This window comes from Microcosmobacter mediterraneus (genome assembly GCF_031846265.1).
GTDB classification, from domain to species: domain Bacteria; phylum Bacteroidota; class Bacteroidia; order Flavobacteriales; family Flavobacteriaceae; genus Microcosmobacter; species Microcosmobacter mediterraneus.
This window is the reverse complement of the sequence record NZ_JAVRIA010000004.1, coordinates 1-13,992: the sequence shown is the minus strand read 5'-3', so window position 1 is coordinate 13,992 and position 13,992 is coordinate 1. Positions and strand designations below refer to the sequence as shown.

Annotated in this window: 13 protein-coding genes; 7 read left to right on the top strand and 6 right to left on the bottom strand. The window is 32.6% G+C overall.

Annotated elements, in window-relative coordinates:
- Position 1 precedes the first annotated feature (1 nt).
- Both RM697_RS08290 and RM697_RS08285 read right to left on the bottom strand, forming a co-directional pair.
- Positions 2-262, bottom strand: a complete 261-nt coding sequence (locus RM697_RS08290; protein ID WP_311427411.1) for a DUF4212 domain-containing protein — start codon at positions 260-262, stop codon at positions 2-4.
- Positions 249-1,634, bottom strand: coding sequence for an alanine/glycine:cation symporter family protein (locus tag RM697_RS08285; protein ID WP_311427410.1), 1,386 nt, complete (start codon positions 1,632-1,634; stop codon positions 249-251). The genes RM697_RS08290 and RM697_RS08285 overlap by 14 nt, the downstream gene beginning before the upstream one ends.
- Before the next feature lie 203 nt (positions 1,635-1,837).
- Between RM697_RS08285 and RM697_RS08280 the strand changes: the two genes are divergently transcribed.
- Positions 1,838-2,710 (top strand): alpha/beta hydrolase, encoded by an 873-nt coding sequence (locus RM697_RS08280; protein ID WP_311427409.1) that lies wholly within the window; start codon positions 1,838-1,840, stop codon positions 2,708-2,710.
- 108 nt (positions 2,711-2,818) lie between these two features.
- On the top strand, positions 2,819-3,913 hold the full coding sequence (locus RM697_RS08275) for a heparan-alpha-glucosaminide N-acetyltransferase domain-containing protein (RefSeq protein WP_311427408.1): 1,095 nt from the start codon (positions 2,819-2,821) through the stop codon (positions 3,911-3,913).
- Here the strand turns inward: RM697_RS08275 and holA are convergent.
- Complete coding sequence (gene holA, locus RM697_RS08270; protein WP_311427407.1) at positions 3,903-4,910, bottom strand: DNA polymerase III subunit delta; 1,008 nt, start codon at positions 4,908-4,910, stop codon at positions 3,903-3,905. The genes RM697_RS08275 and holA overlap by 11 nt on opposite strands.
- 59 nt (positions 4,911-4,969) lie before the next feature.
- Here holA and RM697_RS08265 point away from each other — a divergent pair, with 59 nt between their 5' ends.
- From RM697_RS08265 to RM697_RS08255, 3 genes are all read left to right on the top strand, one after another.
- Complete coding sequence (locus RM697_RS08265) at positions 4,970-5,413, top strand: type I restriction enzyme HsdR N-terminal domain-containing protein (protein ID WP_311427406.1); 444 nt, start codon at positions 4,970-4,972, stop codon at positions 5,411-5,413.
- Positions 5,413-6,399, top strand: coding sequence for a glycosyltransferase family 2 protein (locus tag RM697_RS08260; protein WP_311427405.1), 987 nt, complete (start codon positions 5,413-5,415; stop codon positions 6,397-6,399). Before RM697_RS08265 ends, RM697_RS08260 begins: the two co-directional genes overlap by 1 nt.
- A gap of 86 nt (positions 6,400-6,485) precedes the next feature.
- Positions 6,486-7,337: an OmpA/MotB family protein gene (locus tag RM697_RS08255; protein ID WP_311427404.1), complete on the top strand. Its 852-nt coding sequence runs from the start codon at positions 6,486-6,488 to the stop codon at positions 7,335-7,337.
- 49 nt (positions 7,338-7,386) lie between these two features.
- Here RM697_RS08255 and RM697_RS08250 read toward each other — a convergent pair whose 3' ends face one another.
- Together RM697_RS08250 and RM697_RS08245 are read right to left on the bottom strand one after the other, a co-directional pair.
- The gene (locus RM697_RS08250; RefSeq protein WP_311427403.1) at positions 7,387-8,616 is read right to left on the bottom strand and encodes a class I SAM-dependent rRNA methyltransferase; all 1,230 of its coding nucleotides are present in this window, start codon (positions 8,614-8,616) and stop codon (positions 7,387-7,389) included.
- 2 nt (positions 8,617-8,618) lie between these two features.
- A complete protein-coding gene (locus RM697_RS08245; RefSeq protein ID WP_311427402.1) occupies positions 8,619-11,084 on the bottom strand; it encodes a zinc-dependent metalloprotease in 2,466 nt (821 codons plus the stop codon).
- A gap of 128 nt (positions 11,085-11,212) precedes the next feature.
- Between RM697_RS08245 and RM697_RS08240 the strand changes: the two genes are divergently transcribed.
- Both RM697_RS08240 and RM697_RS08235 read left to right on the top strand, forming a co-directional pair.
- On the top strand, positions 11,213-11,497 hold the full coding sequence (locus tag RM697_RS08240) for a DUF3817 domain-containing protein (RefSeq protein ID WP_311427401.1): 285 nt from the start codon (positions 11,213-11,215) through the stop codon (positions 11,495-11,497).
- A gap of 3 nt (positions 11,498-11,500) precedes the next feature.
- Positions 11,501-12,745: a mechanosensitive ion channel family protein gene (locus RM697_RS08235; protein WP_311427400.1), complete on the top strand. Its 1,245-nt coding sequence runs from the start codon at positions 11,501-11,503 to the stop codon at positions 12,743-12,745.
- Here the strand turns inward: RM697_RS08235 and RM697_RS08230 are convergent.
- Positions 12,732-13,808, bottom strand: coding sequence for a DUF3667 domain-containing protein (locus RM697_RS08230; RefSeq protein ID WP_311427399.1), 1,077 nt, complete (start codon positions 13,806-13,808; stop codon positions 12,732-12,734). The two genes, RM697_RS08235 and RM697_RS08230, sit on opposite strands and share 14 nt — an antisense overlap.
- Positions 13,809-13,992 lie beyond the last annotated feature (184 nt).

Below are 13,992 nucleotides of genomic sequence, written 5' to 3'. Positions count from 1 at the left end.
ATTAATCAACATCATAGCCATAGGTTTTATCTAGTTTGTTCATTAATCGTACATACACAAAAATGAGAATGACGAAGACATACATTGCACCTTGCTGCGCAAACCAAAAGCCTAGTTTAAAGCCTCCTATTTTAATTGTGTTTAGTTCATCTTTAAATATAACTCCTGCGCCATAAGACGCTAAAAACCAAATCAATAATAAAATGAGCACATATTTAATATTAGTTCGCCAATAGCGCTTGGCTTTATCAGAATTCGTCATGGTTAGATTTTAATCGGATTATATACTGTTTTAACTCTTTGGTCACTTTTGGTGCTAATAAAATGGTTGCTATCATGGTTGGAATGGCCATCAATGCAAAAACGCCATCAATAAAATTTATCATGGCACTAAATGAAGTTGTTGCTGCCAAAATAATACTCGCTATATACAAATAATTGTAATAGTGTTTTCGATCTGCGCCTATTAAAAAGGACATACATTTTGTACCATAGTACGCATAAGAAAACAGCGAAGAAATACTGAATATGAATACGCAAATCATTAATAAATACTGTCCAATTCCTGGCATTGCATCTTTGAATGCAGAAGCTGTTAGACTCACACCATTATCTGAAGTGGTTTGCCAAACGCCTGTCACTAATATGGCAAGTGCTGTTAGTGTACAAACAATTAAAGTATCTATTACAGGACCTAACATCGCTACTAAACCTTCACGAACAGGTTCATCTGTTTTAGCTGCACCATGCGCCATTGGCGCTGTACCAATACCAGCTTCGTTAGAAAATGCACCACGTTTTATTCCCAAAAGAACTAAAGCGCCGAGGACACCTCCAAATGCAGCATCACCATCTATAAAATTAGCTTCAAATGCATCTGTAAAAATCATTACGAAATATTTTGGCACTTCGGTATAGTTGATCCCCAAAATAATTAGTACTAAAACAAAATAAAGGATGACCATAGAAGGCACCATTTTAGAAGCAATTGTACTAATTCGCTTTAGTCCACCAAGAATTACAATAGACGTAAAAACAACTAATACAGCTGCAATAATTAAGTCAGTCATAAGACTTACTTCGACACCATTAGGTATTAAGATAATATCATTTATGGCTTGTTTTAATTGGTTAACGTTGACTACAGGCAGTGCACCAAGCATACCAAAAATTGAAAATAGTATAGCCAGAAAGGTCCAGTTTTTGCCTAAACCTTCTCGAATAAAATACATTGGTCCACCTTGAAGTTGGCCTTTACTATCTTTACCACGATACATAATCGCTAAGGTCGACGTAAAAAACTTTGTAGACATCCCAACAATGGCACTTATCCACATCCAAAACATAGCGCCAGGTCCACCAACAGAAATGGCTAAGGCCACACCAGCAATATTTCCCATGCCAATAGTAGAGGATAATGCTGTAGTTAAGGCTTTAAAGTGGCTTATCTCTCCTGGATCATTAGGATCATCGTATTTGCCACGCAAAACTTGTATGGCATGACCAAAAAAACGGAATGGTAAGAATTTAGAACATATTAACAGATAAAGTCCTCCTCCAATCAGTAAGACTAATAGGGGAATTCCCCAAGCTAAGGATGAAAAATCTGCGAGTAGTTGGTCTAGTTGCTGCATTGGTTATAAAAGTACTAAACAGAATAGACTTATAGGATATTGTTAATAATTACTCATAACTGAAATTTCTAAAGCATTGGCATTAAGTAAATAAAAATCTAACTTAGCTTATCGGTCGATATAATCAATTAAAACAAATCATATCTTAGGCATTGTATGCAATTAAAATATTAAATACCAATAGCCATATTAAACGAACTATAATGAGACGTCTATTTATTCTTATAATTTTTATTCTTGTAACCGTAACAGTGTTTTCACAAGATTCAATTTATGAATTAGGACCATATTCTCAACGACAGTTAGGCGTACCCGAAGGAGTTGTTACAAAATATGAGTGGGAAAGTAAAATCTATAAAAATACTTTCCGGGAATACTACATCTATGTGCCAGCACAATATGATTCAACTAAACCAGCAGCTTTAATGGTTTTTCAAGACGGTCATGCATATCTAGATGAAGCTGGATATTTTAGAGTTCCGATAGTATATGACAATCTTATCCATCAAAAGAAACTGCCGATTACAATTTGCTTATTTGTAAATCCAGGACATAGTTCAAAAGAATATCCCCTTGTAAGATGGAAGGTAAGTAATAGACGGGAGGAATACGATGTGCTAAATGACAAATATGTGACTATGCTTCTGGACGAAATTATTCCGGAGGTAAAAAAGAAATATAATATCTCAAACGACCGGAAGATGCATGGGATTGGTGGTTTGTCTTCAGGTGCAATTTGTGCCTTTACAGCCGCTTGGCATAGGACTGATTATTTTCATAAAGTATTGAGTCATATAGGAAGCTACACAGATATCCGCGGCGGCCATAACTTTCCCTCTATGATTAGAAAAAATAAAAAAAAGGATATAAGAATTTTTATGCAAGACGGTAGCGATGATTTAAATAATGAATTTGGTGACTGGTGGTTAGGAAATCTGCAAATGGAATCCGCATTCAAGTACAAAAACTATGACTTTAAATTTGAAAAAGGTACTGGATCTCATAACGGTAAGCATGGAGGAGCAATTTTGCCAGAGTCATTAATTTGGTTATGGAGAGACCTTAATATTGAATAGTTAACAGAGATAATTAAAGACCAACTGCACAACAATGTATATGAAGCGTAGCCCTCCAAAATTCTATTAATTCCCGAAACCTTACCTTTGTAGCTTAACTAACCTTTTGTGAAGACCAGTCGTCTCTTTTTTATAGATGCAATGCGTGCATTTGCTATACTTATGATGCTGCAAGGTCATTTTATTGACGCTTTGTTAGATCCTGTATATAGAGATCCAAACAATATGATATTTAGAGTTTGGTCTTATTTTAGAGGAATTACAGCTCCTACGTTTTTTACTATTTCTGGTTTAATCTTTACTTACCTACTTTTAAAAGCTAGAGATAAAGGTGATGATAAGCGTCGCATGAAAAAAGGAATTTATCGTGGACTTATGCTTATTGGTATTGGCTACTTGCTTCGTATTCCTGTTTTTGATTGGATAGCTTTAAAATTTACACCATACTTTCTGGTTACTGATGTTTTACAGATTATTGGTTTATCGCTCATCGTACTCGTGGTCCTCTATCAATTATGTTTTAGAGTTTGCCTATTATATGGTATTGTTTGCTTCAGTATTGGTATTTGTGTTTTTTTAACAGAGCCACTATATAGAGATTTGAGATTGGAAAACGTTCCTGCTTTTATTGCTAATTATCTCAGTAAGGAGAATGGTTCAATATTCACATTTTTACCATGGTTTGGTTATATGACTTTTGGAGCTTCTATTGCTGTATCGTTTTATAGACATTTACATAGAAACAAGTTTAAACTTACTATGATTTTAACCTTTATCATCGTAGGTTATGTATTTGTAAATTATTCAGCACATGCTGCAAATTGGTTATACAATTTAACTGATATAGAGATGTTTAAAGATATTTCGTATTATAACTATCTATTCCCAAGACTTGGCAATGTTCTTCTGTTATTTGCCTTTTTCTATACCTTTGAACGGTTTTTAAAACAATCCTTAATTTTTAAAATTGGGCAAAAAACATTATCCATTTATGTGATACATTTTATCATTATATACGGAAGTTTTACAGGTTATGGTCTCTATCAAATTATTGGTAAAACACTAACACCTTGGCAAGCTATTTTTGGTGCATTGATGTTTTTATCTGTGGTGACCTTAATTGCACTATATCGTGTTAAGACCAATACTTTTGTCTATGGAAAACTGAAAGGTATACTTAACAGACTACAATCTAAGCGTTAAGAATTTTATTAAGTAGTTCTTTTAGTAAATCGCCTTGAGGCACTGCATTGGCACCAACACCTTTACTTTTTACATCAAAATCTCTAAGTGTAGAAACAATACTACTCACTTTTTTCATAGGAAAATTACGAGCTGCTGTAACATACTCATTAACAAAGTAAGGATTAATCTTTAGTGCAGAAGCAACATGCCTTGGGTTTTTATCCTGTAAACCATGAAAATGCAATAACTGAGAAAAGAAATTAAACAACAAAGACACTGTTACCACCATAGGATTATCCTTAGGATTATTAGCAAAATATTTTACAATTCTGTAAGCTTTGAGATCGTTTCTGCTTCCAATGGCTTTACGTAACTCAAAATTATTGAAGTCCTTACTTATACCAATATTCTCTTCAATATGTTCTGGTGAGATTTGTGTGCCTTCAGGTAATATAATTTGAAGCTTCTCTAGCTCATTGTTGATTTTACTTAAATCTGTACCTAAAAACTCAACCAACATTTGTGCGGCTTTAGGTGCAATACTAAATTTTTTACCTGCTAAAACACGTCTAATCCATTCTGCAACTTGATTTTCGTAAAGCTTTTTACTCTCGTAAACCAAACCTGTTTTCTGCAAAGCCTTATACAACGTTTTGCGTTTATCTATTTTTTTGTATTTGTAATTAATAACAAGGATTGTAGTTGGCTGCGGATTTTCAGCATAAGAGACCAACTTCTCTATGGTTCTCGATAAATCCTGAGCTTCTTTTACAATAACAACTTGGTGTTCAGCCATCATTGGAAAGCGTTTAGCATTAGATACAATATCATCAATGGAAACATCACGACCATAGAGCACCATTTGGTTAAAACCCTTTTCTTCTTCCGATAAGATATTATCTTGAATAAAATCTGAGATACGATCAATATAGTAAGGCTCCTCTCCCATTAAAAAATAAATAGGTTTAAGGTGCTTTGCCTTAATATCAGAAACGATCTGCTTTACTTGATCCAAAGGTGAAATTTTAAAACGCTAAACTGGCTGATATAACTTATTAATTTTACTTTTGCTATGTGCAAAAGCTAAACTTTCCAGACTGTAACATCAGGCTCAAAAATAGCGAAAATAAAACGTTAATTTTTGATCCTATTCGTAAAAAATTTGTAGTGCTTCAACCTGAAGAATGGGTTCGCCAACATTGCATTCAATTTTTAATAATCGCTAAGAAATTTCCTAAATCTTTAATTAATGTAGAAAAGCAAATTAAACTACATGGTGTTACTAAACGTTATGATATAGTCGTTTTTAAATCTGATGGAAGTATTCATCTTATCGTAGAATGCAAAGCACCAAACATTCCTATTAATCAATCGACTTTTGATCAGATTGCGCAATATAATCTAAAACTCAAAGCAGACTATTTAATGGTGACTAACGGAATTAATCATTATTATTGTGAGATGGATTTTAAGGCAGAACGTTATAATTTTTTAAAAGTGATACCAAGCTATAAATAATGACCATAGCAGTTGTAATATTAAATTGGAATGGTAAAACGTTATTAGAACAGTTTCTACCATCTGTTGTTGCATTCTCAAAAGAAGCTCGTATTTATGTTGCTGACAATGCCTCTACTGACGACTCCATAACTTTTTTAGAGACCCATTATCCAGACATAACTGTTATTGAAAATTTAGAAAATGGTGGTTATGCCAAAGGTTACAATGATGCTTTAAAACATATAAATGAAGATATTATTTGTCTTTTAAACAGCGATGTAGAAGTAACGAAAAATTGGTTAATACCAATTTTAAGAGCTTATAATACTGATCCGGAAACAGCTATAATTCAGCCAATGATCTTAGATTTTATTACTAAAGAAAAGTTTGAATATGCTGGTGCAGCAGGTGGTTATATTGATAAGTATGGCTATCCGTTTTGTAGAGGACGCATATTTAATACTATTGAAGACGATACAAATCAATATGGTGATGCTGAGATTTTTTGGGCATCAGGAGCCTGTTTCTTTATTAAGAATGAGGTTTTTAAAACCCTTGGTGGATTTGACGAAAGTTTCTTTGCGCACATGGAAGAAATTGATCTCTGTTGGCGAGCTCATAATAACAATCTAAAAGTTAATTATATCTCTGAAGCTGTTGTTTATCATGTTGGTGGTGCTACATTACTATCTACCAATCCAAAGAAGACGTATCTTAATTTTAGAAATAGTTTATTTACCATGACCAAAAACGCGTATGGTAATTTATTTTTATTAATATTTACAAGATTAGTTTTAGATGGATTAGCAGCAATTCAATTTTTAGTAAAATTTAAACTTGAATTCATTTGGTCTATTCTAAAAGCTCATTTAAGTTTTTACAAAAACTTAAGTCGATTATTAAAACAGCGAAAATCAGCTACTCAACTTCCTAATTACTTTAAAACCAAGTCAATAGTTTACCAATACTATTTAAAAGGAAAAACAGAATTTAATCGTTTATAAGTCGGTTAGTAAAAGTTTTGTTAATACTAAAGCAAGCCCTTGTATTTTATATATTTTTGGGCATTGGTTAATACAAATATTGAACTATGAAGAAAATAATTTATGGATTAAGCGCATTACTGATATTAAGTTCTTGCGTATCGAAGAAAGAATTTATGGCCTTAGAGGCAAAACAAAAAGAGACTCAAGATTTATTGAATACTGCTACTGTTAAATTAAACAGTTGCTTATCTGATAAAGCTGCTTCCATGGCTAGAGTTGAAACTATGAAAGATCAGCTAGAGGATTTAAGAAAAGCCAATCAAGATCTAATAGACACCAAAGGAAACTTAACAACCCTAACTCAAAAAGGTGCTGAGAACCTTGAAAAGTCTCTAGAAAGTTTAAAAGAAAAAGATTTAAAAATATCGCGTTTACAAGATGCCTTAACAAAAAAGGACAGTGTAACGTTAGCTATAGTATCTAGTTTAAAAAAGGCTGTAGGTATTGATGATCCAGATATTGAAGTTAATGTAGAAAAAGGTGTTGTATTTATATCTATTGCAGATAAATTACTCTTTAAAAGCGGTAGCTATAATGTAACGTCTAAAGCTAAAGATGTACTTGCTAAAGTTGCTAAAGTAATTAATAGCAAGCCTAACTTTGAAGCTATGGTAGAGTCGCATACAGATGATAAATCTTATGCTAAAGGTGTTTTGCTAGATAACTGGGATTTAAGTGTAAAACGTGCTACTTCTGTAGTTAGAGTTTTAGAAGAACTTAAAGTTAATCCTCAACAATTAATTGCTGCAGGACGTAGTTATCATGTGCCATTAGTAGAGAATGATACTGCAGAAAATAGAGCTAAAAACAGACGTACAAGAATAGTTGTACTTCCTAAGATTGACCAATTTTACGAAATGGTAGAAGAGGAAATGAAAAACTTATCTGGAGAATAAACAAACTCAAATAATTTCTGAAGAGGGCTCAATTTTAATTGAGCCTTTTTTATGATTCAAACTGATAATACGCACACTTTAAATACGCACCTTCAGGAAATGTAACAGGATGATCTATATCGTGATAGGTTGTATCTATAACTCTAAATAAACGATCTTGACGTTTTAGGACACCTAAGTTAATATCAAAAAAGGCTCTCGATGATACTCTACTAGAGCACGATGCTAAAACCAAAATACCATGTTTAGCTACTAGTTTTGCTCCAAGTTCTGCTAATTGAGAATACTTCTTTTTAGCTAATGTAGTTTCAGATTGTTGCTTAGCAAAACTTGGTGGATCTATAACAACAATATCATAGGTCTTACCTCTTTTAACCATGGTTTTCATTGCATCAAATGCATCACCAACTATGGTTTTATGAATGCCATTAAATTCATTAAGCTTTCCATTTGATTTTGCTACTTCTAAAGCTTGAGCACTTATATCTAAACTCGTCACTTCTAGGGCTCCATTAGCTAGAGCATGTACTGAAAATCCTCCAGCATAGGAGAATACATCTAATACAGATTTATCTTTGCTAAGTAGTCCAACACGTCTTCTATTCTCACGATGATCTAAAAAATAGCCTGTTTTATGGCCTTTAATAACGTTTGCAGAAAACCTAATTCCATGCTCCTTAAAAGGGACAACTTCATTGTGTAATTCTCCATAAACTACAAATCCATCATTAACAATAAGCTGCCTAGAACGCTGCAAATTTCTGCTTAAGCGAAGTACAACTGTTTTACATTCTGATACCTCAATTAAGGATTGAGTAATAATTTCAAAATAAGGCAACCAAATTTCAGAATACAACTTAATTACTAAAACAGTATCATAAACATCAGCAATTAAACCAGGAAAATTGTCATTTTCACCAAAAATTAATCTGTAACTATTAGTATCAGTTTCTAGTAATTGTAACCGTTTCTTATAAGCTTCATCTACTTTAGATTTATAAAAAGTGGCATCAATTGTGGCACTATTTCCATGATGCAGCAGCTTAACTCTAATTGGAGATTTAGGATCGTAGAGTCCTACTCCTATCACAGAATTATTTTTCTGGCTAAAAATAATAGCTATATCGCCAGGATTACCTTCTTTATTAATCTTATCAATTCGATTAGAAAATAACCATGGATGACCACTCAATACATGCTTCTCTCCACTATTAGACAATTTTAGGGCTAAACGTTTTGGTTTAGAATCTAACTCACAAATTGGATTTAACTGCTTCAATATTATTTAGGATCTAGGACTAGATTAATACGCTCTATACAATCTCTATAATGATATTTAGTTAGGGTATTTACTGCAGCATTTGATGCGCCAGACAACTTACGTTTTAAAACATTTAATTCGCCTCTAACTATAGCTCTAATATCAGATTGATTTACGTTAAAATATTGTCTAGAACGCTGTGGATTCAAATCTTCAGTCATTAAATACACCATTCTGTCTATATAAGCGCGTTGTAGATTTCTTCTGTAAACAGTGACATTAGAAGCTATATCTGCTTCTTTCCAAATGCCTTTTCTTAAATCGCGCAACATATTTAAAGCTGAATAATTTTCAGAACTTAAAACTTCTGCATCAATGAGTCTACCTATACGTTCAAAATTTAATATATTATTAAGATGACCTGCTTGTAACCTCCTAAAACGTTCGGTATAGCCAGCATAATCTATGTTCTGTAGAATCTTTTTATCAACCAACCATGTTGGCGAATTAAACGCATTTTTATGCAGCCATTGCATCGCTTGTTGTTGTTGTAACTTAGAAACAGGTGTATACACCACACCACTTTGATCTGGTGTTTTAGTATTTTCATAAACACCTCCAATATGTGTTGCTACATGACCTGTATAGCGTCTCCACACGCCGAGTAACTCTCCGTAAAGCTCTTCTAAATCGTCATAGTTATTGGTAGTGTCACTAGTCCATTTAGGTAAGTTTTCAGCAACATATTTCAAGTTTTTAAGTCCGTAGTCACTGGCTTTTATACTGTTATTACTAATATCTTCAGTCTGTGCTGTAGGATCAAAACGACTTCCTTGATTTCCAAATTTATACTTAGGATCTCCTGCTTTTTCCATAATCCATTTATGAAGTGTTTTAACTTCATCTTGTGGCGAATTTACATTAGGAATTACTCTGTAACCCCAATTTATGGCATAATCATCGTAAGGTCCTAATTGTCTTATAAAACGAATATTAGTATCACCAGGTTGTGCAATATAATTATATCTAGCATAGTCCATAATGGTAGCAGCAATTCCATTTTTCTGTGTGAATGCACCATTTCTATAACTCTCAACATCATAAGCACAACTAGCACTCATATTATGTGGTAAACCTAGAGCGTGGCCAACCTCGTGAGCAATCACCATTTTCATCATTTCGCCTATGTCTTCTGGTGATGTATTTAATGTCCTAGCTGATGGATTTGCTGCTCCAGTTTCAAGCATATAACGGTTTCTGTAAGAACGTAAGTGGTTATGATACCAAATAATATCACTTTCAATAATTTCTCCACTTCTTGGGTCTGAAACACTTGGCCCAACAGCGTTTCTTGTCTCACTTGCTACATATCTAACCACTGAATATCGAATATCTTCTGGACTAAAGTCTGGATCTTCTTCTTTAGTTGGTGGATCCTTAGCCAAAATGGCATTTTTAAAGCCAGCTGCTTCAAAAGCACGTTGCCATAACTCAATCCCTTCTTTCATGTAAGATCTGAGGTTTTCTGGAGTAGCAGGATCTAAATAATAAACTATTGGTTTTACAGGCTCTACTAATTCACCTCGTGCATATGCTGCAGGATCTTTTGGTTCTAATCGCCAGCGTCTTATATAACTCTTACGATCTGCTTTTAACTCTTCACTGCTATAATCTACCTGACTTATTGTAAACCAGCCAACTCTAGGATCAAATAAACGTGGTTGCATTGGTTCTTCTGGTAGCAAAATCATGGATTGATTTACCTGTATACTAATCGTTTCTGCACTACGACTAGATGGAGGTTCTGAGGCATTAAAAGTAAAATCTTGAACCACTTCAATATTCTTTGGGAAGCTTTTTACAGAATTAATGAAGCTTCTATTATTATCAAGGTTTCTGACTTTATATTGCCTTCTCATATAAGATGGTAAACCTGAAATAGCCTTAACATCACTACTATAAAATTTGGTTACATCTATTACAGAAGCTGAAGAATCTGGTGAAAATGCTTCAATTTTAAACGCATATAATGTAGGTTCATAATTATTAGCACGTACAGAAATGTTAATAGGCAAACTATCATCTGCAACAGCACTACTCGACTTTTCTTTTATGAGTATTCTATCTTGAAAACGCTCCCAATTAATAAGGCGTGTATTAGTTTTTGAACCTGCGTTTATATAACCACCACCTAAATTAGATGGTAATTTTGCTAAACGTGTAACCAATAGCATATCCTTAGATAAATAATCATTAGGAACTTCAAAATAATATTTATCACCTACTTTATGGGTTTTAAAAATACCATCATCAGAAATAGCTTCACTAGTAATAACCTCACTATATTTTTTAAATTTACTTTTTTTCTTCTTTGGTGTTGGAGCTACCTCAGTAGCCTGATCTTTCTTCCTCTTACGCTTGGATTGAGCCTCAGAAATATTCATAAAAAAGAGAGTTAAGACTAAAAGTAGTGCTAGTTTTTTCATAAGAATACAATAATTAAAATGCGAGCTTAAAGATAACTAATCTTGCACTAATTGTATTTTATTGATTAAAATTTAAAGGAAATTTTAAGAAACCATATTTCGCTTGTACTTTTGTGAAAATTTTGGGTATGGATTTATTAAAATTATTTCGTGTTGTCGCTTTTTTTGAAGGGATTTCTTATATTCTTTTACTCTTTATTGCTACTCCTATTAAATATCTTAAAGACGACCCTCAATATGTGAAACTATTAGGTATGCCTCATGGCTTACTATTTGTAGCCTATATTATTTTAGCGCTTATACTTTATAAAAAATTAAACTGGAGCGATACTATTTTAAAACATGTTTTACTCGCTTCTATCATTCCTTTTGGCACCTTTTATATTGACCGTAAATATCTTAAAACCAGTTAGTATATGAACATTCAGCATTGGTTATATGACCATTTAATAGCTATAGGAACTTCAGAATCAACAGCGCGGTTCCTTAATATGCTTGGCTTACTCATTGGTTTATTAATCCTAGTTTTTATTATTGGTTTCATTATTAGAAAAATCATTATTAGCATATCACATCGTATTGCTGAACGATCTAAAACTCATTTTGATGATATCTTAGTAAACAACAAAGTGCCTTTAAATATCGCTAGGATTATTCCGTTGTTTATAGCTATAGAATTTATGCCTAAGGTGCTTGTAGATTATCCTCTTACAGATAACTACATTGAAAAAATATTATTAGTAATAGGTATACTCTTTACACTGTGGATTGTTAGAAGTATTTTAAATGCCATAAAAGATTATCTAAAAACATTACCCAATTTTAAAGACAAACCTATAGATAGCTACATCCAAGTTTTTATGATTGTAGCTTGGTTAATTGGAATTATTTCTGCTTTTGCTATACTTTTTGAAATTCCATTTTTAAAGTTTGCAACGTCCTTAGGTGCTGTTTCTGCCATTATTATCCTCATTTTTAGAGATACCATACTAGGTTTTGTAGCAAGCATTCAAGTTGCAATTAATGATATGGTGCGTATTGGAGATTGGATTACGTTCGAAAAATATGGCGCAGATGGCGACGTTATAGAAATTAATTTAGCCACTGTAAAAGTTCAGAATTTTGATAAGACTATTACTACGATACCTACCTATGCATTAATCTCTGATTCTTTTAAAAATTGGCGAGGTATGATGAATTCTGATGGTCGACGTATTAAGCGTGCTTTAAACATTAGAATGGACTCTGTAAAATATTTAAAAACTGAAGACATAGAACAATTAATGCAAATAGAGCTTATCTCTGATTATTTAACACATAGAACTAAAATTATTGAAGCTCATAATAGCTCTAAAAACGTTAATAAAAATTTGTTACTTAATGGTAGAAATTTGACCAACTTAGGCGTCTTTAGAAAATACGTAGAAACATACATTCAAAACCACTCAGCTGTAAATAAAGATATGATGGTTATGACTAGACAATTAGAACCAACTTCTACTGGTATTCCTATAGAAATCTATGCTTTTAGTAGTGATAAGCGTTGGCAAAACTATGAATATATTATTGCTGATATTTTTGATCATATTATTGCAGCTGTGCCTTATTTTAACTTGGAAATATTTGAGTATAAATCGATTTTAGAACTTAGTAAAACATAAAAGATAAGAATCCTAAAATCACTAACGCAAAAGGTGTAACAACCATTAAATATAAAAAAGTAACGACACTTGTTTTAAACCAGGTTAAAAACCATCCATTTCCATAGAATCGTTTTGCTGCTAAATAAAAGTAGAAATATGTTGATAAAGCAACTAACCATCCTATCCAACTTGGTAAATCTAATAGTAAATTAAATAGATAGATTAACATAAAAGCTGTAAACAAAAAAGAAAAATAATATAAGCTAAAAACCAAGTGGTGAGCATATCGTCCTCTTTTATAATAAAACAGCTTTAAGAGTAATGCAAAAATCGGAAGCATAAAGAATAAAGCAATTGGTAAACTATCATAAAAGGTTTGCATAATTGAGCCAACACCTTTCTCTCTGTAAAACTTAAGCATTTGTTCAAAAAACTTTTTTGTAAAGAAATTTGGATTTTCTGGTCTTCCCATGGCTTTATAAATAGCATCATCAGAAGCTCCAATAGCAATGAGTGAGTCTACTTTCCTTTCATTAAAATTAAAAGCCAAGTTTGGAGCAGAGTTATTGCTTTTTAACTCCATCTTTGTAATAGAATCTAAAGCTTCTATATCTTCATATTTAAGTCCAAGAGCTTCTTTATTTTTTAATAAAGGTGCTTTTATTTTATCTAAATTAATGGAATCTATTACCTGTTGTTTATTAGGTATTGAATCCTTTACTGTATTAACAACTGAAGCATTTTTTAATTGCTCATCTAAATCTCTGGTTTGATTGTTTACATAAAACGAAAAGACAAAGAAAAATATAAACGCAACAAACAGATACATCTGTCCTGGATGTAAATACACTAAGCGTTTACCTTCAATAAATTTTTTAGGCAAAAAACCAGGTTTAAACATTAATGGAATAAATCCTTTTAAAAAACGAGCATCAAACGAAAAGTAATTACTAATGGTATTGTAAAACAAAACTCCTAAAGTAAGATCATCTTGGGTTTGCTGTCCACAATGCGGGCAAAACGAAAATCCCTGTTGGTAATCGTTGTCACAATTTTTACAAGTCACCAGTTCTTTAGGCATATTACTAATGGTTAGTGCTTAAAATTAATAAATCTTCTTAGTAATATGACGTTTAACAATTAAAAATGTAACGCCAATATATTTCGGAAAAATCCTAAATCTTATATTAAGCTTTAAATAATATGCTTTTCTGAGATTCCTGACTTCACTTCAACAAGCTCAGCATGACATGCAGGAATGACAT